Consider the following 25,527-nt stretch of genomic DNA (forward strand, 5'->3'; position numbering starts at 1 on the left):
CTGTCGGCCGCTTCACGTTTTCGATCTGCCGAGGAATTGCATGCGCTCCACTCACCGCCTCCGGGCGCCGACGCTGCTCGCGCTGGCACTGTCCACCGCCGCTTACGCCGCACCCGCCCCGAAAACGCTGTATCTGGGCGCGGACCTGTCCTACGTCAACGAGATGGAGGAATGCGGCGTGCAGTACCGCGAGAACGGCGTGGTGAAAGACCCGTTCGAACTCTTCCATACACACGGCGCCAACCTGGTGCGTGTGCGGCTGTGGAATGACGCACGCTGGACCAAATACAGCGACCTGTCCGACGTCAAAAAGACCATCCGCCGCGCGCGCGCGCAGGGCATGCAGGTACTGCTGGACCTGCACTACTCCGATGACTGGGCCGATGGCGAAAAACAGCTGATTCCCAAGGCCTGGGCCAGCATCACCGACACCGACGAGCTGGCGCGCACGCTCTACGGGTTTACCTACGACACGCTGAGCGCACTCGATCGCGCCGGGCTGATGCCCGAGCTGGTGCAGGTGGGCAACGAAAGCAATTCCGATCTGATGGACAGCATCCCATGGGACAAGAAGCGCCCGATCGACTGGCAACGCAACGCCAAGCTGTTCAATGCCGGAATCAAGGCGGTACGCGACATCAGCGCACGCTCGGCCATCAAACCACGCGTGATGCTGCATATCGCCCAGCCGGAAAATGTAGAGCCGTGGTTCGCCGCCGCGACCAAGGCCGGCGTGACCGACTTCGATTTGATCGGCATCAGCTACTACCGCAAGTGGTCCACCCAGTCGATGGCCGAGCTGGGCAAGACCATCAAGCGCCTGCGCGGCCGCTTTGATGCCGACGTGGTGGTAGTGGAAACCGCCTACCCGTGGACGCTGGCATCCGGCGACACCTCGCACAACCTGCTCGGCGAAGACTCGCTGATTGCCGGTTACCCCGCCACGCCGCAAGGCCAGGGGCGCTACATGGTGGATCTCACCCAACTGGTGATCGATACCGGCGGCGCCGGCGTGGTGTATTGGGAGCCGGCATGGACCAGCAGCAGCTGCAAGACGCGCTGGGGCACCGGTTCTTCTTGGGAGAACGCCAGCTTCTTCGATTTCCAGCACAACAACGAAATACTGCCGGCGATCGACTTCATGCGCCATCCGTATACCGGCGCGCCTGCATCGCATCAGCCCGAAGCAGGCAAGCCTAATGTCGACACGCGAGGCGACGCTGCCGACAACAAGAGGGCGCAGCCATGACCGGCATCAATCGCCGCGAGTTGCTGCGCGGCATGTTGGCAAGTGGCGTGCGTGCCGCACTCCCGGTCGGTGCAGCCGGTGCGTTATTGCCCGGCAGTGCGGATGCAGCGCCAGCCGTGGCGAAAGATGCCACGCCGCTCGCCCCGCTCGGCGATGCAAGCCTGGCACCACGCGAACGGCTGCTGTTCGACTTCGGTTGGCGCTTTCATCTCGGCCATGCCAGCGACCCATCGCGCGACTTCGAGTTCGGCACCTTCCAGCGCACCTTCGCCAAGGCCGGCAAGGACACCGCCACCGCCGCGCAACTGGCCTTCGACGACAGCAGCTGGCAACAGGTGGACCTGCCGCACGACTGGGCCGTGACCCTGCCCTTCCGCCCGGAGCCGATCTCCGCCTCGATGACCGAAGAAGACCCGGCGGCCGCGCACGGCTACAAGGCGCTGGGCACGAGCTTTCCGGAAAACAGCGTGGGTTGGTATCGGCGCACGCTGCAGATTCCGGCAAGCGATCTGGGCAAGCGCATCAGCCTGGTGTTCGACGGCGTGTTCCGCGATTGCGTGGTGTTTTGCAACGGCCACATCGTCGGTCGCAATGCCAGCGGCTATTGCGGCTTCGAGGTCGACCTGAGCGAAGTGCTCGACTACGGCAAGCCCAATCTCATCGCGGTGCGCGTGGACGCCACGCTCGGCGAAGGCTGGTTCTACGAAGGCGCCGGCATCTACCGGCATCTGTGGCTGCAGAAGACCGACCCGCTACACATGCCGCAGCATGGCGTGTTTGTGCGTAGCAGCCTGCAGGGCAACAACGCCACCGCGCAGCTTTCCACCGAAGTGCGCAACGACGGCACCGCGTCACGCCAATGCATGGTGCAGGCCCGCATCACCGCACCGGATGGAAGAATGGTGGCGCAAGCGGCTAGCGCAGCGGTCACGGTTGCGCCCGGTCAGGTACAGGTCGTCGAACAGACCGTGCCGCTCGGCCAGGCCGTGCTGTGGTCGATCGACACCCCGCAGCTCTACACCCTCACCACCAGCGTGCACAGCGCAGGGGTTGCGGTCGATGCGCTTGCCACGCCGTTCGGCGTGCGCAGCATCGCCTTCGATGCGCAACGTGGCTTTCTATTGAATGGCGAGCCGTTGAAATTGCACGGCACCAATAATCACCAGGACCATGCCGGCGTTGGCACGGCCATTCCCGATGCCTTGCACGCATGGCGCCTGCGCCAGCTCAAGTCGATGGGCTGCAACGCATATCGCAGCTCGCACAATCCGGCCACCCCCGAACTGCTCGCACTGTGCGACCGCCTGGGCATGTTCGTGATCGAAGAAACCCGGCGCATGTCCACCGACCCGGAGGCAATGGCCGAACTGGAGACGATGGTACGGCGCGGGCGCAACCACCCCAGCGTGATCCTGTGGTCGCTCGGCAACGAAGAGCCGCAACAGGTCAACGAACGCGGCGCACGCATTGTCACGCGCATGCAGCAACGCGTGCGCCAGCTCGACCCCACCCGCCCTACTACGTTCGCCATGGACAAGGGCTTTGGCGACGGCGTGGGCCAGGTGGTGGATGTGGTTGGCTTCAACTACCGCACCAGCCAGATGGATGGCTTCCACGCGCAATATCCCGACATTCCGATCTACGGCAGCGAAACCGGCAGCACCGTCTCGGTGCGCGGCAACTATCTGCGCGACGACACCCGCGGCTACACCCGCGCCTATGACCTGGACCACCCCTGGTGGGCGAGCACCGCAGAAGCCTGGTGGAGCTATGTGGCGCAGCGCCCGTACATTGCCGGCGGCTTCATCTGGACCGGCTTCGATTACCGCGGCGAACCGACGCCCTACAACCGCTGGCCCAACGTCGCCTCGCAATTCGGCGTGCTCGACAGCTGCGGCTTTCCCAAGGACAACTATTGGTACTACCGCGCGCAATGGACCACCGAGCCAGTGCTGCATCTGTTCCCGCACTGGAACTGGGACGGCCTGCTGCAACCGGACGACAACGGACACGTCGACGTCTGGTGCCACAGCAATCTCGAAGCGGTCGAGCTACTGGTCAACGGCGTCAGCCAGGGCCTGCAGCAGGTCCCGGCGTACGGCCATGTCGAATGGCGCGTGGCTTACGCACCGGGCGCAATCGAAGCACGCGGCTACCGCGGCGGCAAACTGGTGCTCACCGAACGCCGCGAAACGGCCGGCAAACCGGCAGCGATCCGCTTGAGCTGCGATCGCACCGTACTGCGCGCCGACGCCGAAGATGTGGCGGTGATGAAAGCGGAGATCGTCGATGCACAAGGCAGGCTTGTACCGAATGCCGACCACCTGGTGCACTTCGCCCTGCATGGACCTGCGCATCTGATCGGCGTAGGCAACGGCGACCCCAGCAGTCACGAAGACGACAAGGCGCCGCAGCGCAAGGCATTTAACGGCTTGTGTATGGCGTTGCTGCAAAGCACGCGCACGTACGGCGACATTGTGATTCAGGCCAGCGGAGTTGGTTTGAGATCGGACACGCTACGACTGAGCGGTAAAAAAGTCGCGTCCACACCGTGGGTGAAGTGAGTGGACACGTTCCGAAGCCACATGCATCTCATCGGCCTGTGAAGCCGTGATGCCGCTCCCGCATCGCCCTGATGCCGTGCTTCCCATTGCCCGGAGCATGATTGGGGGATTGCGAAAAATAGTTATGGCCGCAACGCGACGGCTTTCAGGCTCTTCAACCCCGCTAGCGCCGCGCGACTCCGATCCAGGAGATCCCGCTTGTTAAAGCCTTGCCACGCTTGCGCCTGATAATGATTGTAATCGACCCTCCAGTTTTCGATCTTCTCACGGGTGTCGTCGAGCGACAGGAACCAATGCGTGTTGAGTCACTCATCCCGGAAACTGCCATCGAGCGACTCGATGAACGGTTTGTCTGTCGGTTTGCCTGGCCGGGAATAATCCATGGTCACGCCGTTGTCGTAGGCCCAGCGATCCATCAGCATCGAGATGAACTCGCTGCCATTGTCGGTGTGGATGCGTCGCGGCAGGTCACGTTGATGACGTAAGCGTTCCATCACTGCCACCACGTCTTCGCCCTTGAGGTTCCGATTCACTTCGATGGCCAGACTTTCCTTGGTGAAGTTGTCCACGATGGTCAGCGCCCGGAAGCGGCGCCCGTCGAACAAGGCGTCGGCGATAGAGTCCATGCTCCAAACCTGATTGGGGCCGCTCAGTACCGTGCGCTCCATGCGATGTGCTACGGCCTTGCGCCTGCGCGGATGCTTGCGCCACAGGTTTGGGCCCACTTGGCAACGCCGAGCCCACCGAACGTCTTGTGCCACGCATAGACCGTGGCCTGGCTGATGCCCATCTTGCGGCAGATGTCCTCGACCGTTGTGCGGGTCTCGGCTTGCTTGAGGGCGAATGCGATCTGCTTCTCGGTGAACTTCGGCTTCCTCATGGCGACGGGCTTCCTTGGGCCTGAGTGTCGCCGAATTTTCCAATTCTGGCTGAGCCAAGTTGCAGGGAGCAGGTCACAGTCAGAAATTACACAAACTCTCGGCCATGGCTGTGGACGCAGTAGTGCGATAGATAAAGTAAAAACCGAGACCTTGGAAATGAATCAGCACCCAGGCCCGCGAATTACAGGGGCGAATTGCCATCGGGATCACGACATGCACCTATCGGACCACGGTGCGTTACGTGGATTGCAGCTGCCAGGTTATCGCGCGCTGACTTTTTTTCTTGCCAACCAACGCCAAGGCGAAGTGGATCTTAGCTCAGCAGAGACCTGGACCCGCGCGTCTAAAGCTATGCCATCCTCCCAAAGAAAGATTGCAATAAGCGTATAGATATGCGCACCCTAAGCCGCGAAATTTCGGCCGTAGCATCAAGCTTTCGTCTTTCCGAAGAAAAAAATAGCTCAGATCATGGTAATTACTTGAGACAAGCAACCAATACCGCGACTTATCAAAATAAAAACAAATATAGAACGGTAAATTACATAGTGACTTAATGGAAGAATCAACGCTATTTGTTGCGGAATGTGGCATGCGCTGACAAATAACTAGTTAGGCCTTCGTTTATGTTCGCCTCACTTAACCCCACGACTGACCGAAAACCTGCTTTACCTAAACATCAGGATCAGGCTTCAGTAACGTAATGACCACAGCACTGGTAGAGAAAAAAGGTCGACGCAATCGAGTGCAGATTGAATGTAATTATCGCGCTCAAACCATGCCTTCTTATAATTTCTGTCCGAAGTGATCTCCACCATGAATGTATTAAGCGAAAGCAGGTATAACTATTCGTCCGCCGCACTAATTGGAGCCGCACTCGTCGGCACTGCGATCTATTTCTACAGTATGTCCGGCGCTACGCCAGCGCAGAAATCAACGGAAGAAACGCACCTTGCAACGAGTCAAACTGTCGCAGGCGGGTCCATACCGGCCCTGAATTCATACCGGCTAGGGAATAGCTTGCGCTCTGGCAATTTCGTGGCGGACCAGCCTTATAAAGTGCCTTTCAGCGCGGAAAACGTCGTGGCGCACTTGAACGAATTCTTTGACAGATTCTACGCCCAGCCGCCAATGCCTCAAACTGAGATCGACGCCTTTACCGCTCAACTAACAAGCGCAATCGAGGCAAGCCCGGAGACCCAGAAACGGGTTGCGAGTTTCTATGCGAATATCCCCGGCAATCAGCCGATGCACCGCAATTTGGTGCGTGACATGCTTGCCGGCAGTCCAGTGGGCAGGCAGATGATGCTGGATGAAGCAAAGCGGGTGTGGTCAAGCAAGGACACATCCCTTTATCAGGATATGTATGAAACTTATTACGGTTTTCGTGGACAAGCGTCTCACGAGATCATTTCCGATGCCGTGGCAAGGTTGAACGACACAAGTGTAGATAAAGGCACAGCGATCGCCGCCTTGAATTTGGTCAGCACTCTCGAAAAAGACGACACTGTTGAAGGCGGGCAATTAAGAAAGGCAGCCACGGCCCAGATGGATTCACTTGCGTCTGGCACGGGAGATAAAGCAGTACGGGCGGTAGCCGCACAAAAGCTCTATCAGTTGTCAACTCCAGAACGTGCAGCCGATGCGGCTGCAGGATACCTTCAAAAGGACGGCAGCAACCCGCTATTGCTCAGGTTGACCCTTGATGCGATTAATAGCGGTGATGTCGAGCTAACACCGGCACTCCGATCGACACTTTCCAACACCATGACGCGCGCCTCCACCGATCCCGCCCAACGGAAACATTTTAGTGAGCTAGTTAGCGGTAGATCCGCCAGCACCACTAGCACTGGTTCCCAGTAACGACCGCGACCGTCAAACGACACGTCTCAACCATGTCGCTTTAGGCCACCGATTAAAACTAAAAAATAAACCAAGCAGCACCAGTTAAATTATTTGAGGCGTCAGGGCTGCCTCTGCATCAGCCGACTTTACTTTCTAGACTGATTTTATTTCACTTTGAAATTTAAGAGATATAAACCCTCATCCGTACCTAACATAACCCACCCAGGGCACTCCCATGTCAAAACATCGTAAGAGTTTATTTTTGGCCACGACCTCGTTACTTGTGCTTGCTTACGCCAGTACTGCATCCGCTACACATGTTTCAAATAATTTCACGGGCTGGGTGGGCCATGATCAGAAGGCTTTCTACCTGAACCCTAGTAGTTGGGCGTCGTGCAATACTGGCGAAATTTGCGGCACAATCGAGGCCACAGTTGGGACGAGCCAATGCCGCGAACAATCATTCAGCGTCGGAGCTAGCTTTGAGCCGCCGATCCCGCAGACCTGGGGAGTTTTCTCGTTAGGCGGCTCCGGCGGAATGGCTTGGAGTACGTGCCACGAAAGAAGCGAAACCTTTACATGCACGTCCTCTCACGGCATCCAGGTCAGAGGTGTGGAGCACCTTCAAGAGCGTGTGGGGACGATAAAGCTTACAGGTGGCACACCGAATGAAGTACGAGTGCGGGCTGATCAAGCTTGCCCGGCCCACTGGCAGTTTACGCAGTACATAGGGACTCGCGGAGGCAATCAGAAACAATGCATCTACAATAACCACGGAGACACCGTCACTGGATATCTGCCGGAGTTTCAGCGCCTTAAATGCGACTGGCAATGGTTGCCTGGCCATCCGAAGCCTGGCGAAAAGCCGCCAGCTTGACATGTATTGATAACAAACGTTGACCGGGCTAAGACTTGTTATTTTTGGGCCCTGTTGCGGTAAATCCGCGCTTGCGTAGTTCGCAGGCGCGGCTACCACTTAGAAACCCGCGTGCAGCCACGTCGCAGCAAGCGATAATGCTTGTACCCCTCAAGGCCCTGGCGAATTCTATCGCAAGAGGACGCTGGAGGTTCTTGGCGCGCGATCCAGAATAGCCGCGTCGCAGACAGAGTTTCTCTTTAAGAGGCTCACCGCGGCCTCAAGATTTAGACAGTCCATACACTGCAAACAGCTGTGTCATTCAATCTCGGGCAACGATGCACCACCGGCTCACAAATGTGTTGCAAGGCGGTGCTAGTAGTTGCCTGCTTAGGCCGTCGCACTGGTGGATAGGTGCAGGTACGCAAGCCCAAGTAACTCGGCTTTCAGTCGCGTGCCAGTCAACGCAGTTGTCCGCCGATGAGCGATCCAGCAAAGCACTCCGTTCGCCTTCGCCATAGGCGAGTGCGCCACTGCCGGTACGACGTGGTCCGGACACAGCGCAATCTCCACAACGCGCCCCAATTACACGCATGATCTCGTTGTAGTTCTCACGCAGGACCGTGCCGGCATTCAGCACAGCGCGCTCACGTGCCATGTAAGCGGTGCGCAGGCCCTGTAAACCCGGCAGCTTGGAGACACGACCAGTGCTGACGCTGCTTATATAGAGTGTCGCGATGCGCTGTGTTTCCTATACGTCCCACACCGGTCCACGGTACACCTCATCGCTCCGGACGCAATGCCTTGCCAAGTGGCTGAGCAACCGTGGGCGCCCTGGTGTGGACGCGCTGCCGCTGGCGCACGAAGCCGGCGCAGTCACCTAGACCGCAGCTCGATACTCGACGCATCTCAGGCCACCAGTCTTACGTGTCCGGCGCAAACATATCCAGATCGCTCGCAATAGCGCCGCATTCTGCAATCCACGCCTGGAACTGTCCCAACGTAAAGGCATCCAGAGGACGCGGGTCGCTGGTCAGTTTTTTCTTGTAAGCAACGTACGCAAAGCGCTGGGACAACAGCGCATCGCACCCCTTTTCCGCATGAACGGATCCAGATGCGAGACCGGCATCGCTTTTAGCAGTATGGCGTGTACCAAGCGCGAAACTGCCGCACCGCAACGATGTGCCTCCGCGCGGCAGATGGCCGCGCGGAAGCACAAGCACTCATCGCAAGCGCGAAAACGCACCGATCCCCGCGATTGCCAACCGGTCGGCAGGCACCGCCGGTTCCGCGAACGACAGCCGCAGATAGCGAATCTGGCGCACCTCGGGGAAATTCAGACGCTGGGTCGAGAGCGCATAGGCGATATTGGAGAGCTCGCCGCTACCGGCCGGCTGCCAGCGCTGCCCATCTTCGCTGGTTTCAGCACGATAACCTTTCGGCGGCGCCGCGCCGGTCATCACCGTGCGCGAGGGCGTGAGGCTGAAGCCGGCAACCTGATGCAACGCACCGAGATCGATGGTGGCTTGCACGGGATGGCCCGGCGTCGGCGCGGGCGTGATCCAGACCGTGCTGGCATCGTCGTCGAGCAATTTTCCTGCCCCTGGCGCGCTCGCATCGACGACTCGCCAGCCGGCGGTGGACAGCACATCTGGCGCGTTCGCCGCTGGTCGCGCCACCGGCACTGGCGCAACGGCACGGAATAGCGCGAATTCGCTGATCGCCGGGCACACCGGCGCCTCAAGCACCACCAGGCGCACGCGACGTGCGGCCACCGGGCGATCCAGCCGCACGATGCGCTGTGCACCGATGCAATGCGCTTCGGCCAGCCGACGCCACTGCCCATCGATCTCGGCTTCGACCGCGAAGCGGGTCACGCGCACACCCAGCGGCAAATATTCGCGCAGCCGGATCAGGTCGATGCTGTGCACCGCCGACAGTTCCAACGTCAGCGTCGGCGTGGTGACAGTGTCTGGCGAGGACCAGTAGGTGTCCGGCTGGCGGTCGAGGACGCGCGCCGGCTCGAACCCAGGGCCGCGCGATGCGCTGGCACTGGCCTTTGCGCCCTTGGCCAGATCGATCGCAAAGCTGGCGCGGATTGCATCGCCGAAACTCTTCAGCACCGCCGCGTCGTGGTCAGGGATGCGGCCGCGTCGGTCGGGCGGCAGATTGAGATTCATGTTGGTGCCGCGCGCGACGGAGGTGTCGAAATAGCGCACCAGGTTCTCCGGGCTCCGCACCTTGCCGTCTTCATCAGCGTGGTAGAACCAGCCCGGGCGGATCGACGTGTTGGTTTCGGCCGGCCACCACAGCGCCCCGCCGCGCACGCCGGAATTGCCGTTTTCCTGGGTGTACGGAGCATTGGGCATGGTCGGCCAGGACGGATCGCCGGCGATACCGTCCTCGTTCCCACCCCAGCGGATATCGGCGCCGAGCGGGTCGAAGGTACACGCCATTGGCTGATGCTGATGCACCAACTCGATCATGCGTGGCCAGTTGTAGTACGCGGGCGCATCGATCTTGCGCGATTCGCGCGCGCCACCGTAGTAACCGTCGCCGCCATTGGCGCCGTCGAACCAGAACTCGAACAGGTCGCCGTAGCGCGTGCAGAGCTCGACGATCTGCTTGCGGAAATAGTCGAGATAGCCAGGGCGCCCATACTCGGCGTGGTTGCGATCCCAGGGCGAGAGGTAGATGCCGAACGCCAGACCAGCGCGCCGACACGCCGCTGCCATCTCGCCAACAATGTCCCCCTTGCCGTCCTTGTAAGGCGAGTTGCGGATGCAATGTTCGGTCAAGCGCGTCGGCCAGAGACAGAACCCATCGTGATGCTTGGCCGTGAAAATGAGCCCTTTCAGATTGCCGGCCTTGGCGGCAGCGACGATTTGATCGGGTGAAAAATCGCTGGGATCGAATTTGCGCGGATCCTCGTCGCCGTAGCCCCATTCCTTGTCGGTGAAGGTGTTCATCGCAAAATGCACGAAGGCGTATTGCTCCCACCGATGCCAGCGCAGCTGTCGCTTGCTGGGCAGCGCCCCCCACGGTGCAGGCCCGTTGGCGACCGGCGTTTGCGCGATGCCAGCAGCGGAAACACCAAAACTGGCGGCGGCGACCACACCCGTGGCAAGAAAGGTACGACGATCGATCATTGGCGCTTCCGACTTTGCACAAGTTTCGATCTTAGCTTTTTCAATGGCGAAGCGTCGCCACTGCGCAGCGATAGACGGCTGTGCACGCCAATGCACGCGGGCTGACCCAGCACGGCGGGCGTTGAAGGGCATGAAGCAAGCCGCGAGCGTTCGTGGCTTGACTGCTAACTGCCCCACCCGCGCTGTCGTGGTGGTACTGGAGTGTCCATGTATCCGTCGCGCGTAAAGCAAGCTCCGCGAATAGGACAAACAATGACTCACCGACCACAACCAATAGATTCCACGCGACAACCTTGACTGACTAACGAACACCAAGCGCCGTCATTAACAGCAGCCGAAGCTTCTCATTTTGGCTGGCAATGACTTGCTGGAGTCCGCATGGGTGCCCGAGAAGACAAAGGCCGCAATTCCTGCGCGAGCACATCGGCGTGCGACGTCGGGTGCCGCGGCTGTTTGATGCCGAGCGGCTGGCACCCGCGGTTTACGCTCTTCAAACTGATAATCCGTCCGGCTGCGCTATCGATGACAGGCCCTGCCTCAACGCCGCCGGCTTTCCGGGGATAGGTCGACGAGACTCACAACAGCGGCTGCCGTACCAGTACCTCAATCGCAATGAGGGGCCAGCGAGACGACGATCAACACGGCCATATGTCCGCATCTGGAGCGGGGTACGCGTGCATCTATCGCGGCGGCAAGCCAGTGTTGACGAACGCGGCGCCCCCCCCCCGCCTGCCGGCCGTAATCCAGATGTTGGGCGCGATGTGACATAGCTGTGCCAATCAGCGGTGCGCACATGAGGCGCTTGTTCGCGTCAGTCAACTGCGCACCAGCAGCACCACTTTTGCCCAGGCCACGGCGCGCAATGGCGAATGGCGCAATCAACGAATCTGTCTGCTTGCAGCTCGCTCTTCTGCCGCGATCACGCTTGCAAGTCGCACCAATGCTAAACATCCGGCGCAGACGCATCCAGATCACGCGGAAAATAGCGGCGCATCTTGTCCTCCCATGCCTGGAACTGCTCCAGCGTGTAGGCATCCATTGGGCGCGGCACATCGGCAGCAGCCTTGCTTTGCGCCACGAAGGCGATGCGCATCGAGGACAGCTCGTCCCACACCTTGCGTAGCTGCACAGGATCCGGGTGCGAAACCAGCATCGCTTCCAGCAAGGTGGCTTGCGCCACCCGTGCGGCCTGCAAGTCGCTGAGCGCTTCGGTCACGGCGCGCATCCATTCTTCGTTCTGCTTGTCCATCTCGGCGGCGGCCATGATTCTGAAAGAACGCGCACGGTAACGCGTTCATCGCGAGGCCGGCGTGTAGCGATATGGGCGGCTCAATACGACAGCCTCAGCATCCTGGGGCACGCGCCGCAGCTGCCGCCAGTCGGTGTATTCCTTACATCTGTGAAATACAAATCCAGGGTAAACCGCTAATCCAATCGTCCAATCAAGTTTGCTGTTCCAGCGTCGCTATCAGCGTACCAGGGCGATCACACATGCTTCACATGAAGGCCCTGCACCTCCTCCTCTGCAACGCAGGATTGCTGCATGAACGCTTTTCTTCAACGCTACAACGTCGGCCACCGGCTCGGCGCCGCATTCGGCATCCTGATCCTGCTCTCCGGCCTGCTCGTCGCCACCGGCCTGAGCAGCATGGCCAGCGCGCGCCAGCAGCTGGATTTCATCGTGCTGGACCGCATGGCCAAGATCCAGCTCGGCAACGGCATGCTCGATGCGAACTCGTCCATCCTGATTGCGCTCGGCACCTATGCCATGGCCACCAGCGACGCCCTCAACGATGAGGCGCTGGCCACCATCAAGACCCAGCGGCAGCGCTACAGCGATCTGCGCGCCAAGCTCGATACGCTTCCCAGTTCTGAAGAAGGCCGCAAGATCCGTGCAGTGATGGATGAGAAGCGCGCGGTCTCGGGAGCCGTCAACGACGAGGTGATGGCGTTGTCTGCCAAGAACGATAACGCCGCTGCACAGGCGCTGCTCAGCGAAAAGGCACGCCCCGCCACCTTGGCCTGGCAGGAAAAGATCCGCGAGCTGGTGACGCGCCAGGAAGATCAGAGCCAGCAGGCGTACACGGAAGCGGTCGCGTCCATGACCCGCGGCAAGTTATTGTTGCTCGTTGGCGGCGCCGCGGTGGTGGTGATCAGCAGCCTGCTCGCCTGGCTGATCACGCGCAGCCTGACCCAGCCGCTCAACCGCGCGACCACCGCTGCCGAAGCGATCGCGCGCGGCCAGCTGGACAACAATGTCGATACCACCGCACAGGATGAAACCGGCCGGCTGCTGCGCGCGATGAGCGGCATGCAAAGCCAGGTGCAGGCGCTGCTGCGCGCACAGGCCGACATGGCCAAGCATCACGACGCCGGCCAGATCAGCTTCCGTATCGATGCCGGCAGTTTCCCCGGCGACTACGGCCGCATGGCGCAGGACACCAACACGTTGGTGGCCGCACATCTGGCCGTACAGAATTCCCTGGCGCGCATCATGGGCCGCTACGCAATTGGCGACTTGAGCGAAAGCATGGAGCGGCTGCCCGGCGAGAAGGCAGTGCTCACGCAGACCATGGACGAGGTCAAGGCGAACCTGTCGGCGATGAACCTGGAAATCAAGCAGCTTGCGCAATCGGCGGCCAACGGCGACTTCACCGCGCGTGGCGATGCCGAGCGTTTCCAGTACGACTTCCGCGTCATGGTCGACAGCCTGAACCAGCTGATGGCCACCGCCGATGGCAACCTGCAGTCGCTGTCTGCACTGCTGCAATCCATTGCCGATGGCGATCTCACCGCGCGTATGACCGGCGAATTCAAGGGCGTGTTCGCGCAGATGCGTGACGACGCCAATACCACTGCATCGCAGCTTGCCGAGATCGTTGGCCGCATCCAGAACTCTGCGGTGTCGATCAATACGGCAGCCAGCGAAATCGCCGCGGGCAATCAGGACCTGTCGCAGCGCACCGAGCAGCAGGCGGCCAATCTCGAAGAAACCGCCGCGTCGATGGAAGAACTCACCTCCACCGTGCGCCAGAATGCCGAGCACGCGCGTCAGGCCAATCAGCTGGCGATCGGTGCGGCCAGCGTGGCCTCGCAGGGCGGCGAAATCGTCAGCAAGGTGGTTGGCACCATGGCGGGCATCGAAGCCTCGTCGAAGAAGATCGCCGACATCATCAGCGTCATCGACGGCATCTCCTTCCAGACCAATATCCTGGCCTTGAACGCCGCAGTGGAAGCCGCGCGCGCAGGTGAACAAGGCCGCGGATTCGCAGTGGTTGCCTCGGAAGTGCGCACCCTGGCACAACGCTCCACCGCTGCAGCGAAGGAGATCAAGAGCCTGATCGACGACTCGGTGCATCGCGTTGCCGAAGGTTCCACGCTGGTGCACACCGCAGGCACCACCATGGCCGACATCGTCTCCAGCGTGCAGCGCGTCACCGACATCATGGGCGAGATCTCCGCCGCCTCGCAGGAGCAGTCTGCCGGCATCGAGCAGGTCAATCTCACCGTGACCCAGATGGACGAAGCCACCCAGCAGAACGCGGCACTGGTGGAAGAAGCCACCGCCGCGGCGCGCTCGATGGAAGAACAGGCCGGCCAGCTCACCCAGGCAGTAGCCGTGTTCAAGATCGAGGCCGCACCGGCGATTGCGGCGCGCACACCAGCGACCAATGTCGCGCGTCTCAAGCCGGTGGCACACCACGCCGCCAGCCGGCCAACGCCCGCCAAACCGCCGATCAAACGCACCGCAACGCTCGCGGCAGCACCGTCCAACGGCGCCGATTGGCAGGAGTTCTAAAGCGAAGGCCGGTTGCGAGAGCAGCCGGCTTTTTCGTTGACACGATCAGGTTTTACGCATTGGCGTTGATGCGCCCGGGTGATCTGAGCCACTGCAACGGGAGGTGCGTCGACAGCGCATCGTCCACAGACATCGCTCAAAAGCGTCACCGCCTCGCCACACCGCAACTGCCGGCGTGCGAGCGCTGCGCGCGGCCGTGCCGCACGCAGTCTCTACGCGCTGACGGCAGCATGCCCGCCCTGCCGCACGATCGCGGATCACCTGCCGCAGACCACTGCCCGTTGCCATCCCGCACGCAGTCTCGGCGCCATCACGCCCATCCGCACGCCCCCGGCCCCGCTAGCGCATTCGCTGCCGCACCCTGAGGCACCCGCCGCTAACCGCGCAGCGTGCCCTGCGCGCCAGCCACCCTCACCGATTCAGGCCACAGCGCAGCGACCGTGGCGCGGATTTCGGACCGGCTCGGCTTAAACTTGCACCCCCAACGCCGCCCGCGTTCGATGGAAGCTCTTAACAGGAGCACATCGCGCCGCCGCGCCAACGCGTCGCAAGGTCCACAGCACCACATCCCCGTGGCTGTGACGCCGGCTGATCGACCGCATACCCTGGAAGGACGTTTCTTGCAAAGCACTGATTCAAAAGACAAATCCAAGGCCGCCAGCGGAGCCGTCGAGCACACCCCGCTGATGAAGCAATTCTTCGCCGCCAAGTCGGACTACCCCGACCTGCTGCTGTTCTTCCGCATGGGCGATTTCTACGAGTTGTTCTACGACGACGCGCGCAAGGCCGCGCGGTTGCTGGACATCACCCTGACCCAGCGCGGCAGCTCCGGCGGCGCGCCGATCCCGATGGCCGGCGTGCCGGTGCATGCCTACGAAGGCTACCTGGCGCGGCTGGTAGCGCTTGGCGAATCGGTGGCCATCTGCGAACAGATCGGCGACCCGGCGCTGGCCAAGGGGCTGGTCGAGCGCAAGGTGGTGCGCATCGTCACGCCAGGCACGGTGACCGACGAGGCGCTGCTGGACGAGCGCCGCGACACCTTGCTGATGGCCATCTCGCGCAGCAAGCAGGGCTACGGCCTGGCGTGGGCGGATCTGGCCGGTGGCCGCTTCCTGGTCAATGAAGTGGACGGCGAGGACGCGCTGGAAGCCGAACTCGCGCGGCTGGAGCCTGCCGAACTGCTGGTGCCCGACGAAGACAACTGGCCCGAATTCCTGCGTGGGCGCATCGGCGTGCGGCGCCGGCCGCCGTGGTTGTTCGATGCCGACAGCGGCCGTCGCCAGCTGCTGGCGTTTTTCAAATTGCACGATCTGTCCGGCTTCGGCATCGACGACAAACCCTGCGCCACCGCCGCGGCCGGTGCATTGCTCGGCTATGTCGAAGAAACCCAGAAACAGCGCCTGCCGCACCTGACCTCGATCGCGATGGAAGTGGCCAGCGAGGCGATCTCGATGAACGCCGCCACGCGCCGCCATCTGGAACTGGACACGCGCGTGGACGGCGACACGCGCAACACGCTGCTCGGCGTGTTGGACAGCACGGTCACGCCGATGGGCGGGCGCTTGCTGCGGCGCTGGCTGCATCGCCCGCTGCGGCTGCGTGAGGTGCTGGTGCAACGCCACCATGCGGTGGGCACCCTGATCGACCACGGCACCGATGCCGACATCCGTGACGCGTTCCGCGCGCTTGGCGATCTGGAACGCATCCTCACCCGCGTGGCACTGCGCTCGGCACGTCCGCGTGATTTCTCCACCTTGCGTGATGGCCTGGCGCTGTTGCCGCAGGTGCGTGCGTTGCTGGCGCCACTGGATTCGCCGCGGCTGCAGACCCTGTTTGCCGAACTCGGCGAACACGATGCCACCGCGCATCTGCTTGCCAGCGCGGTGGCCGAACAACCGCCGCTCAAGCTCAGCGATGGCGGCGTCATCGCCACCGGCTACGACGCCGAGCTGGACGAGCTACGCCGGCTGTCCACCAACGCCGACCAGTTCCTGATCGATCTGGAACAGCGCGAGCGCGAGAGCAGCGGCATCGGCACGCTCAAGGTGGGCTACAACCGCGTACACGGCTACTACATCGAGATCAGCAAGGGCCAGGCCGACAAGGCGCCGTTGCACTACAGCCGCCGGCAGACGCTGACCAATGCCGAGCGCTACATCACCGAAGAACTCAAGAGTTTCGAAGACAAGGTGCTGTCGGCGCGCGAGCGTTCGCTATCGCGCGAAAAGCTGCTGTACGAAGGCCTGCTCGATGCGTTGGGCGGCACGCTCGAAGGGCTCAAGCGCTGCGCCGGCGCACTGAGCGAACTGGATGTACTGGCCGCCTTTGCCGAACGCGCGCAGGCACTGGACTGGTCGCAACCCGAGCTGGAAAGCGCGCCGTGTCTGCGCATCGAACGCGGCCGCCACCCGGTGGTGGAAGCGGTGCGCGACCAGCCCTTCGAGCCCAACGATCTGGACCTGCACCCGGACCGCCGCATGCTGGTCATCACCGGCCCGAACATGGGCGGTAAATCGACCTATATGCGGCAGAACGCGTTGATCGTATTGCTGGCGCATATCGGCAGCTATGTGCCGGCCAGCCGCGCGGTGATCGGGCCGATCGACCGCATCCTCACCCGCATCGGCGCCGGCGACGACTTGGCGCGCGGGCAGTCCACCTTCATGGTGGAAATGGCCGAAACCAGCTACATCCTGCATCACGCCACGCCGCACTCGCTAGTGCTGATGGACGAGATCGGCCGCGGCACCTCCACCTACGATGGCCTGGCCTTGGCCGATGCGGTGGCGCGTCATCTGGCCCACACCAATCGCTGCTACACGCTGTTCGCCACGCATTATTTCGAGCTCACCGCCCTGGCGGATGCCTCGCATGCCGGTGGCGGCAGCGGCATCGCCAACGTGCATCTGGATGCGGTGGAACACGGCGAGCGCCTGGTGTTCATGCATGCGGTCAAGGACGGCCCGGCCAATCGCAGCTTTGGCCTGCAGGTGGCCGCGCTGGCCGGCCTGCCGAAGGCGGCGGTGCAGCAGGCACGCCGCCGGCTGGCCGAACTGGAGCAACGCGGCGGCGACAGCCACGCCGCCGAGATGGCACCCGCCGCGCTGGATGCACCGCAGCAATTCGGCCTGTTCACCGCGCCGTCTTCGGCCGCGCAGGAAGCCTTGCAGGCGCTGGATCCGGACGAACTCACGCCCAAGCAGGCACTGGAAGCGCTGTACCGACTCAAGGCGCTGCTCTGAAGCAGCGCAATCCGGCCTGTGGCGCGCTGATCGCGTCCCAGGTCTGCGTGTACGCAATGCTGATCAACGCCTGAAGTAAGCCGCGCGCCAGATCGCCAGTGGTTTTCTCGACAACGAACTGCACGTAACCAGCATCACTCTGGCCGTCACCGACATCGTGCCGCTGCTGGAACGCCACACGGCACCGCTACAACGCTCACCTGCGTTGCACGCTTGGCAGCGCTAGCAGCGCCACCTCAGTAATGCTGCTAGTTCCTGCGTGCTGTACCGAAGACGCCACTACTGATTCCAGGCGCCGCGCAGATTAGGCACTGCTGCCGGGAGCTCTCTGCTGCAGCTAAAGCACCGCAACTGATCCGCAGCCGTTGCACGCTCCAGGCGCTGCCACCGCCCCCGCAACGCATTCGCATCGACGCCCCGATACACGCCTCCCTCCCCGCACCGCCCCGCACCATCTCCGGATTGCCCTGCGCGCCAGACAAGCGCACCCTGCCGCAACGCTTGCTCACCAGGATTCGGCACCGATGACCACTTCCGACTCGCTCACCTCGCAACTTGCCGCGCAGCTGCAGGGCCCGCAGCTGCAGCAGCTCGCCAGCCGCCTCGGCATCGCACCGGAGCAGGCGCAATCGGCGGTGCAGACCGCTCTGCCCTTGCTGATGGGCGCGCTGGGCCGCAACAGTCAACAGGCCGGCGGCACGCAGGCGCTGGCCAGCGCGTTGCAGCGCGACCATGCCGCTGCACCAGACCTCGGCAGTCTGTTGGGATCGCTGCTGGGCGGCTTGGCCAGCGGCGCGCAGGCCAATGGCGCCGGCATCGTCGGTCACCTGTTCGGCGACAAGGCGCCGCAGGCGGCCGCGGGTCTGGGCCAAGCCACCGGCCTGGAACCCAGCACGGCCAACCAGCTGCTGCAGCTGCTGGCGCCCATCGTGATGGCATATCTGGCCAGGCGCTTCCTGGGCGGCGGCACGGCCGACACCAGCCAGCTGGGCAGTGCGCTGGCGCAGGAACAGAGCCATGTGCGCAACGACAGCAGCGTCGGCGGCCTGCTCGGCAGCGTGCTGGACCAGGATGGCGACGGCCAGCTCGGCCTGGGCGACGTGATGAAGCTGGGCGGCAGCCTGTTCGGCAAGCGCTGACGCCGCCGACGCCTGGGCACCCACGTCCTATCCATAGCGTGACGCTATCGATATGGTTGGATAATTCGAATTCCGCTAATGATCGGCGTTGTATATCGTGTGCCCACACCCGTGTTGAGCCCGCCACCGATGCAGCCGCTGTCGTCCACACCCGTCGTCGTACAGCGCCCATCGGCCGCCGCCCCGCCCTGACGCACCCGCGTCACCAACGTCGCCCAGATTCGCTTCACCACCGCCGCAGTCTTTCCACCAGCGCGCGCCCTCCGGCACGCAGCTCCCTACGTGCAGCCGCACCCAGGTAAATGCCATGACTACCGAAGCAAAGTGCCCCTTCAACCACAGCGTCGTCGGCGCCGGCACCACCAATCGCGATTGGTGGCCCAAGCAACTGCGTGTGGACCTGCTCAACCAGCACTCGACCCGCTCCAATCCGCTGGCGGCGTCTTTTAACTACGCAGAAGCCTTCAAGCGCCTGGACCTGCAGGCGCTCAAGCAGGAGCTGCGCGCGTTGATGACCGATTCGCAGGACTGGTGGCCGGCCGACTTCGGGCATTACGGCCCGCTGTTCGTGCGCATGGCCTGGCACAGCGCCGGCACCTACCGCACCGGTGACGGCCGCGGGGGCGGCGGCCGCGGGCAACAGCGCTTCGCGCCACTCAACAGCTGGCCGGACAACGTCAGCCTGGACAAGGCGCGCCGCCTGCTTTGGCCGATCAAGCAGAAGTACGGCCAGGCGATTTCCTGGGCCGATCTGATGATCCTCACCGGCAACGTCGCGCTCGAATCGATGGGCTTCAAGACCTTCGGCTTTGCCGGCGGCCGGGAAGACACCTGGGAGCCGGACCAGGACCTGTACTGGGGCCGCGAAACCAAGTGGCTGGGTGGCGATGACCGCTACGCGCACGGCTCGCCGGGCGTGGAGCAGGCGCATGGCGTGCTGGTCAAGGACGACGACAGCGAAGTGCAGCACACCCGCGATCTGGAAAACCCGTTGGCTGCCGTGCAGATGGGCCTGATCTACGTCAACCCGGAAGGCCCTGACGGCAATCCCGATCCGCTGCTGGCGGCCAGGGACATCCGCGACACCTTCGGCCGCATGGCCATGAACGACGAAGAGACCGTGGCGCTGATCGCCGGCGGCCACACCTTCGGCAAGACCCACGGTGCTGCCGATGCCGCGCACGTAGCGGCCGAGCCGGAAGCCAGCGACCTGGAAAGCCAGGGCCTGGGCTGGCACAACAGCTTCGGCAGCGGCAAGGGCGGCGACACCATCACCAGTGGCCTGGAAGTGACCTGGACCACCACCCCGGCGCAGTGGAGCAACGACTTTTTCGACCACCTGTTCGGCTTCGAGTGGGAGCTGAGCAAGAGCCCGGCCGGTGCGCATCAGTGGGTGGCCAAGAACGCCCAGGCCATCATTCCCGATGCGCACGACGCCTCCAAAAAGCGTCTGCCGACGATGCTCACCACCGATCTGGCGCTGCGCATCGATCCGGCGTACGAGGCCATCTCGCGCCGCTTCCACGCCAACCCGGAACAGTTCGCCGATGCCTTTGCGCGCGCCTGGTTCAAGCTCACCCACCGCGACATGGGCCCGCGCGCACGCTATCTCGGCGCGGATGTGCCGGCCGAAGAATTGCTGTGGCAGGACCCGATCCCGGCCGTAAACCATGCGCTGATCGATGCGCAGGACGCTGCCGCGCTCAAGCAGACCGTGCTGAGCTCGGGCCTGGGCGTTGCGCAACTGGTTGCCACCGCCTGGGCCTCGGCATCCAGCTTCCGTGGCTCGGACAAGCGCGGCGGTGCCAATGGTGCGCGCATTCGTCTGGCCCCGCAGAAGGACTGGGCTTCCAACGAGCCTGCGCAGCTGGCCCAGGTGCTGGCCACGCTGGAGCGTATCCAGGCCGACTTCAATGCACGCCAGTCCGGTGGCAAGCAGATCTCGCTGGCCGACCTGATCGTGCTGGGCGGCAATGCCGCAGTCGAACAGGCCGCGCAAGCCGCCGGCCACGCGGTCACCGTGCCGTTCGCCCCCGGCCGCATGGATGCCTCGCAGGCGCAGACCGACGTGGAATCGTTCGCAGTGCTCGAGCCGGTAGCCGATGGCTTCCGCAACTACGCCAAGGCCCGCTACGCGGTGTCTGCCGAAGCGCTGCTGATCGACAAGGCCCAGTTGCTGACCCTCACCGCACCGGAAATGACCGTACTGGTCGGCGGCCTGCGCGTGCTCGGCGCCAATACCGGGCAGTCGCACAATGGCGTCTTCACCACCCGTCCGGGCGTGTTGAGCAACGACTTCTTCGCCAACCTGCTCGACATGCGCACCGAGTGGAAAGCGACGTCGGAGACCAAGGAAACCTACGAAGGCCGCGACCGTGCCACCGGTGAGCACAAGTGGACCGGCACCCGCGTGGATCTGGTGTTTGGTTCCAACTCGATCCTGCGCGCGGTGGCCGAGGTCTATGCCAGCGCCGACGCACAGGAGAAGTTTGTGCAGGACTTCGTGGCCGCGTGGACCAAGGTGATGCAGCTGGACCGTTTCGACCTGGCCTGAGTGAAGCGCAGCACGCGCTTGCTGCGCGTGCTGTCATGGGCGAGCGCGATTGCTGCCGACACGCGCTGCCACTGCAGTAACACAAACGCCCCGGTTAGCCGGGGCGTTTGCGTCTGTGGCATTGCGCGCGATCGCACTGTGGCCGCGATATGGCGTTACGTGCAGCGTGGCGCGTGCAGCATTGACGTTCTGTGGTGCTGCGTCGTACGGCCGATAGAGCATTTAGGCACCAGGATTCCGCGTCGTACGGCTGAGTGATGAAGGCATGAGATGCGCTGCGCTTCATGCAACTCCCTCGCACGATCACCGGCCCGACATCCGCAACCGCAACCGCAACCGCAACGCTACAACGCGTCGATATCACCCAGCGCCGTGATCAAGCGACGTGCGCGTTTGTCCGGCTTGCCATCCGGCGGGCGATACCCGGTGCGCTCGGCGGCACGTTGCAGCCGCCACTGCGCGCGCGCTCCGCGCGATGCCTCGGTTTCCGTGTAGAGCGCCTGCGCCACCGGTGCCGGGCCGCGTACCTCGCTCAGGGCCGCCACGGTGATCTCGAAAATTTCGCCGCCGCGGTCGATCCGCAGTTGCTCGCCCGTGCGCACTGCACGCGACGGCTTGGGACGCTGACCGGCCACATCCACCTTGCCGGTATCCACCGCATGCTTGGCCAGGCTGCGCGTCTTGAAAAAGCGCGCCGCCCAGAGCCAGACATCCAGCCTGACCGTGACCGCTGATTCCACCTGTAGAGTCATCGCGTTGTGCTTGTCGTATCCGTTGAGGGGCCGCTGCAGCGCTCCGTCCGTTCGAAACTGCCGGGGGACAGGCAACGATCTGCTGCGATTTCCGATATTTGGGCCGGCCCCAGGGAACTCAAGCAAGGCCAGCCAGCGCGCAATGGCGTATACGGCGCGGTGCCTGAACGCTTCGGTATTGCGCTCGCCGCATGTGGCGTTACGGGCGCGCGCACGCAGTACTTGCAAGGCCCCCAGTGCACCGAAAGCCCGCAATTAAAGTCGCTGCGGCACGCCTGGTGCGTTCACGCCCATCGCCGCCGCGCACAGGTGTCAGCAATCCTGGAGCGTCCCTGCCAAGCCTTCAAGAAAAACTCCGGTAGTCACCGCCGTGCCCGCAGGCACTGCGCCGATCCCGGTAGGCACACACAGCCGTCGCAGCTCAGCCGGAGCAACACCACCTTTCAGCGCGTATTTCCTCCGAACCGAAACGCAGCGCCGCCGCGCATGCATGCCGCACACCCGCAATGCTAGTGTGCGCAGCTTCTGCACATGGCTGGCCTGCGATGCCCAAATCCGCCGTATTGACCGAGGGACCGATCGGCAAGAACCTGCTGCTGTTCGCGTTGCCGATCCTGGCAGGCAACATCGCCCAGTCGCTCAACGGCTCGATCAATGCGATCTGGATCGGCCGCTATCTCGGCGAAGCCGCGCTCACTGCGGCGGCCAACGCCAACAGCATCATGTTCTTTCTGATCGGCTCGGTATTCGGCATCGGCATGGCTGCCACCATCCTGATCGGCCAGGCCATGGGCGCGCGCGACATCGCCCAGGCACGCAAGGTCATGGGCACCAGCGCCACGTTCTTTGGCGGGTTGTCGGCACTGATCGCCGTTGCCGGCTGGTGGCTGGCGCCACACCTGCTTGCCGCGATGGGCACGCCATCGGCCTCGCTGGCGCTGGCCGAGGATTACCTGCGGGTGATCTTTGTGGCCATGCCCACCATCTACCTGTTCGCGTTCCTGTCGGCCGCCCTGCGCGGCACCGGCGATGCACGCACGCCGTTCCGCTTCCTTCTGCTCTCGGTGGTGCTGGACATCGTGTTCAACCCGCTGCTGATCTTCGGCGTTGGCCCGTTTCCACAGCTGGGCATCGCCGGCGCGGCCTGGGCCACGGTGCTGGCGCAGTCGGTGGCGCTGGCGGGGCTGCTGCTGTATCTGCGCAGCCGTGGCCACGTGCTGTGGCTGGGACGGCGCGACCTGGCGCTGTTCCGCATCGATCCCGCCATCTTGCGTGCGCTGGTGGGCAAAGGCGTGCCGATGGGATTGCAGATGGTGCTGATCTCGCTGGCCATGATCGCGATGCTGACGCTGGTCAACGGCTTCGGCACCGATACCGCTGCCGCCTATGGCGCAGCCCTGCAACTGTGGAACTACGTGCAGATGCCGGCGATGGCGCTCGGCGCGGCCTGCTCGACGATGGCCGCGCAGAATGTCGGCGCCGGCCTGTGGGCGCGCGTGGATGCCACCGCACGCACCGGTGTGGCCGCCAATTTCCTGATGACCGGCCTGCTCATCGCACCGCTGATCCTGTTCGACCGCTGGACGCTGGCATTGTTTCTGCCCAGCGACAGCCCGGCGCTGGAGATCGCGCGCCACCTCAACCACATTTCGATCTGGTCGTTCCTGCTGTTCGGCGTGACCTTCGTGGTTTCCGGCGTAGTGCGTGCCACCGGCGCGGTCATCCCGCCACTGCTGATCCTGGCGTTCGCGCTATGGGGCGTCCGCGTGCCGCTGGCCAACCTGCTGCTGCCGCACCTCGGCGCGGACGCGGTGTGGTGGAGCTTTCCGATCAGCTCGGCCTGCTCGATGCTGCTGTCGCTGGCGTATTACCGCTGGGGCGGCTGGCGCAAGGCGCGCATGCTGGCAACACCGGCGCATCCCTCCGAACTGGCATCGGCAGCGGAAGTGCCGGCCCACCCAGCCGCCCCGATTGCCGACCCCGCCCCACTGACCGAGCCGCCTGCAGCGCAGCCGCGCTGATCGTTTAGCGAAGTTGCTGTTTGCGGTGCTTTGCAGACCGATCGAGCACTGCAACGCGATGCGCGAAGTGCTGCACCGCCGTGACCGACGCAGTGAAACGCCGACGGCAACGTGCGCAAAAAAGACGCGATGGCCGCACGCGGCAACACAGCGGATACCGGCGAAGCGGATGACGGACGGCGCTGTTCCGTAGAAGATGGCTAAATGCCGAAAGACGACCCGCGCATATCACGCCAGCGGATCCTGCCACCTGTCATTCGGTCACCTGCTCAGTCTGCACATGTGTGCGACGAGACGACTTGGCAGCACTGCACCCTACCGCTGACCGCACGACGCGTGCGCTGCCACCAATGACGCAGTCACGCACTACGCAGCTTGTGTCCGCAGCAGATCGAAGACGCAGAGCGACTCACGCCGGGAAGAACGCGTGACACGTCGCGCGCGTTGACTGCATCGGCGCAACGATAGCTGCGCTGCAAGGTTGAACCACATGCAGCGCACCGACCAGCGTCTGCGCCAGTATCGCTACTGTCCGACAGAAACCGCATCGCGTGCCCTAACTGCATCGATGCAACGACAGTTGCGCTGCAACGTTGGACTACCCGTCCACTGCACAGCGCGTGCGACAGCATAGCTACCACTCGACACGAAACGAGCGTGTGCATCAGCGCAAGGAGAGCTGAGCCGCACGGTTGGGCCACATCGCCGCACTGCCAAACCCTGCTTCGGCATCGCTACCGCCCGACAGCAAATGCATCGTGTGCTCTAACTGCATCAATGCATCGACAGTTGCGCTGCAATGTCGAACCAACCCGCCGCACTACCTCGCGTACGAAAGCCTCGCTACGACTCGACAACAAACCGGCACGCCACAACGGTCATTGCCATCGCATTGCTTACCGCCTTGCAGGCAGCCAAACGCCGAAACGCAAACAGCCGCCCGAAGGCGGCTGTTTGGCAGTGGCGGGACAAGCCCGCCAATGTGACTTACTCAGCCTTGGCAGCAGCCTGGCGAGCAGCCTTGGCCTGCGCAGCGGCAGCCAGATCTTCCTTGATGCGGGCAGCCTTGCCTTCCAGACCACGCAGGTAGTACAGCTTACCGGCGCGGACCTTACCGCGGCGCTTCACTTCGACCGAGTCGATGATGGCGCTGTGGGTCTGGAACACGCGCTCGACGCCGAAGCCGTGCGAGATCTTGCGGACGGTGAACGCAGAGTTCAGGCCAGCATTCTTGGTACCGATCACGACACCCTCATAGGCCTGCACGCGCTCGCGGTTGCCTTCCTTCACCTTGACGTTCACCACGACGGTGTCGCCCTGGTTGAACTCCGGCAGCTGGCGCTGGATCTGGGCGGCTTCGAAGTCAGCCAGGATGGTCTTGTTGAGTTTGCTCATGATGGGCACCGCGTGTCTGGTGATATTGGACCGGCAGTCGCCGCACGGCGATTGCTCGAGGTTCGTGGCAGGGCCAGACGCAAG

At 63.1% G+C, this 25,527-nt stretch carries 12 protein-coding genes and 2 pseudogenes; 8 read left to right on the forward strand and 6 right to left on the reverse strand.

Annotated elements, in window-relative coordinates:
- The first annotated feature begins 40 nt into the window (after window positions 1-40).
- Both QRM60_RS03340 and galA read left to right on the forward strand, forming a co-directional pair.
- Window positions 41-1,249 (forward strand): arabinogalactan endo-1,4-beta-galactosidase, encoded by a 1,209-nt coding sequence (locus QRM60_RS03340; protein WP_285445607.1) that lies wholly within the window; start codon window positions 41-43, stop codon window positions 1,247-1,249.
- The gene (gene galA, locus QRM60_RS03345) at window positions 1,246-3,813 is read left to right on the forward strand and encodes a beta-galactosidase GalA (RefSeq protein ID WP_285445608.1); all 2,568 of its coding nucleotides are present in this window, start codon (window positions 1,246-1,248) and stop codon (window positions 3,811-3,813) included. Before QRM60_RS03340 ends, galA begins: the two co-directional genes overlap by 4 nt.
- A 227-nt stretch (window positions 3,814-4,040) precedes the next feature.
- Here the strand turns inward: galA and QRM60_RS03350 are convergent.
- Window positions 4,041-4,693: pseudogene (locus QRM60_RS03350) on the reverse strand (DDE-type integrase/transposase/recombinase); the annotation flags it as partial.
- Between the two features lie 814 nt (window positions 4,694-5,507).
- Between QRM60_RS03350 and QRM60_RS03355 the strand changes: the two are divergent.
- Window positions 5,508-6,554 (forward strand): hypothetical protein, encoded by a 1,047-nt coding sequence (locus QRM60_RS03355; RefSeq protein ID WP_153066158.1) that lies wholly within the window; start codon window positions 5,508-5,510, stop codon window positions 6,552-6,554.
- A gap of 1,761 nt (window positions 6,555-8,315) precedes the next feature.
- Here the strand turns inward: QRM60_RS03355 and QRM60_RS03360 are convergent.
- The 3 genes and pseudogenes from QRM60_RS03360 to QRM60_RS03370 all read right to left on the reverse strand — a co-directional run.
- Window positions 8,316-8,551: pseudogene (locus QRM60_RS03360) on the reverse strand (hypothetical protein); the annotation flags it as partial.
- A 64-nt stretch (window positions 8,552-8,615) separates the two neighbouring features.
- Window positions 8,616-10,541 carry an alpha-L-fucosidase gene (locus tag QRM60_RS03365; RefSeq protein ID WP_115530037.1) on the reverse strand — a complete coding sequence of 642 codons (1,926 nt, stop codon included), beginning with the start codon at window positions 10,539-10,541 and terminating at the stop codon, window positions 8,616-8,618.
- Between the two features lie 943 nt (window positions 10,542-11,484).
- A complete protein-coding gene (locus tag QRM60_RS03370) occupies window positions 11,485-11,805 on the reverse strand; it encodes a hypothetical protein (protein WP_103702246.1) in 321 nt (106 codons plus the stop codon).
- Between the two features lie 279 nt (window positions 11,806-12,084).
- Here QRM60_RS03370 and QRM60_RS03375 point away from each other — a divergent pair, with 279 nt between their 5' ends.
- The 4 genes from QRM60_RS03375 (at window position 12,085) to katG (ending at window position 21,275) form a co-directional block, all read left to right on the forward strand.
- Complete coding sequence (locus QRM60_RS03375; RefSeq protein ID WP_285445609.1) at window positions 12,085-14,340, forward strand: methyl-accepting chemotaxis protein; 2,256 nt, start codon at window positions 12,085-12,087, stop codon at window positions 14,338-14,340.
- Window positions 14,341-15,026: 686 nt separating this feature from the next.
- Entirely contained in the window at window positions 15,027-17,582 is a 2,556-nt protein-coding gene (gene mutS / locus QRM60_RS03380; protein WP_343237643.1) for a DNA mismatch repair protein MutS, read from the forward strand.
- A 524-nt stretch (window positions 17,583-18,106) separates the two neighbouring features.
- Window positions 18,107-18,721 (forward strand): DUF937 domain-containing protein, encoded by a 615-nt coding sequence (locus QRM60_RS03385; protein ID WP_115555625.1) that lies wholly within the window; start codon window positions 18,107-18,109, stop codon window positions 18,719-18,721.
- 307 nt (window positions 18,722-19,028) lie between these two features.
- A complete protein-coding gene (katG, locus tag QRM60_RS03390; RefSeq protein ID WP_115555624.1) occupies window positions 19,029-21,275 on the forward strand; it encodes a catalase/peroxidase HPI in 2,247 nt (748 codons plus the stop codon).
- Between the two features lie 344 nt (window positions 21,276-21,619).
- Here the strand turns inward: katG and QRM60_RS03395 are convergent, their stop codons facing one another.
- Window positions 21,620-22,027: an RNA-binding S4 domain-containing protein gene (locus QRM60_RS03395; protein ID WP_115555623.1), complete on the reverse strand. Its 408-nt coding sequence runs from the start codon at window positions 22,025-22,027 to the stop codon at window positions 21,620-21,622.
- A gap of 545 nt (window positions 22,028-22,572) precedes the next feature.
- Between QRM60_RS03395 and QRM60_RS03400 the strand changes: the two genes are divergently transcribed.
- A complete protein-coding gene (locus QRM60_RS03400) occupies window positions 22,573-24,048 on the forward strand; it encodes an MATE family efflux transporter (RefSeq protein ID WP_115555622.1) in 1,476 nt (491 codons plus the stop codon).
- Between the two features lie 987 nt (window positions 24,049-25,035).
- Here the strand turns inward: QRM60_RS03400 and rplS are convergent.
- Window positions 25,036-25,443 carry a 50S ribosomal protein L19 gene (gene rplS, locus QRM60_RS03405; RefSeq protein ID WP_011036399.1) on the reverse strand — a complete coding sequence of 136 codons (408 nt, stop codon included), beginning with the start codon at window positions 25,441-25,443 and terminating at the stop codon, window positions 25,036-25,038.
- Window positions 25,444-25,527 lie beyond the last annotated feature (84 nt).

Source organism: Xanthomonas sp. fls2-241-TYG-148 (genome assembly GCF_030208815.1).
Lineage (GTDB): Bacteria > Pseudomonadota > Gammaproteobacteria > Xanthomonadales > Xanthomonadaceae > Xanthomonas > Xanthomonas campestris.

Coding starts and splice junctions, on each gene's coding strand:
- QRM60_RS03340 (WP_285445607.1), top strand. CDS start 41: ATGCGCTCCACTCACCGCCTCCGGGCGCCGACGCTGCTCGCGCTGGCA.
- galA (WP_285445608.1), top strand. CDS start 1,246: ATGACCGGCATCAATCGCCGCGAGTTGCTGCGCGGCATGTTGGCAAGT.
- QRM60_RS03355 (WP_153066158.1), top strand. CDS start 5,508: ATGAATGTATTAAGCGAAAGCAGGTATAACTATTCGTCCGCCGCACTA.
- QRM60_RS03365 (WP_115530037.1), bottom strand. CDS start 10,541: ATGATCGATCGTCGTACCTTTCTTGCCACGGGTGTGGTCGCCGCCGCC.
- QRM60_RS03370 (WP_103702246.1), bottom strand. CDS start 11,805: ATGGCCGCCGCCGAGATGGACAAGCAGAACGAAGAATGGATGCGCGCC.
- QRM60_RS03375 (WP_285445609.1), top strand. CDS start 12,085: ATGAACGCTTTTCTTCAACGCTACAACGTCGGCCACCGGCTCGGCGCC.
- mutS (WP_343237643.1), top strand. CDS start 15,027: ATGAAGCAATTCTTCGCCGCCAAGTCGGACTACCCCGACCTGCTGCTG.
- QRM60_RS03385 (WP_115555625.1), top strand. CDS start 18,107: ATGACCACTTCCGACTCGCTCACCTCGCAACTTGCCGCGCAGCTGCAG.
- katG (WP_115555624.1), top strand. CDS start 19,029: ATGACTACCGAAGCAAAGTGCCCCTTCAACCACAGCGTCGTCGGCGCC.
- QRM60_RS03395 (WP_115555623.1), bottom strand. CDS start 22,027: ATGACTCTACAGGTGGAATCAGCGGTCACGGTCAGGCTGGATGTCTGG.
- QRM60_RS03400 (WP_115555622.1), top strand. CDS start 22,573: ATGCCCAAATCCGCCGTATTGACCGAGGGACCGATCGGCAAGAACCTG.
- rplS (WP_011036399.1), bottom strand. CDS start 25,443: ATGAGCAAACTCAACAAGACCATCCTGGCTGACTTCGAAGCCGCCCAG.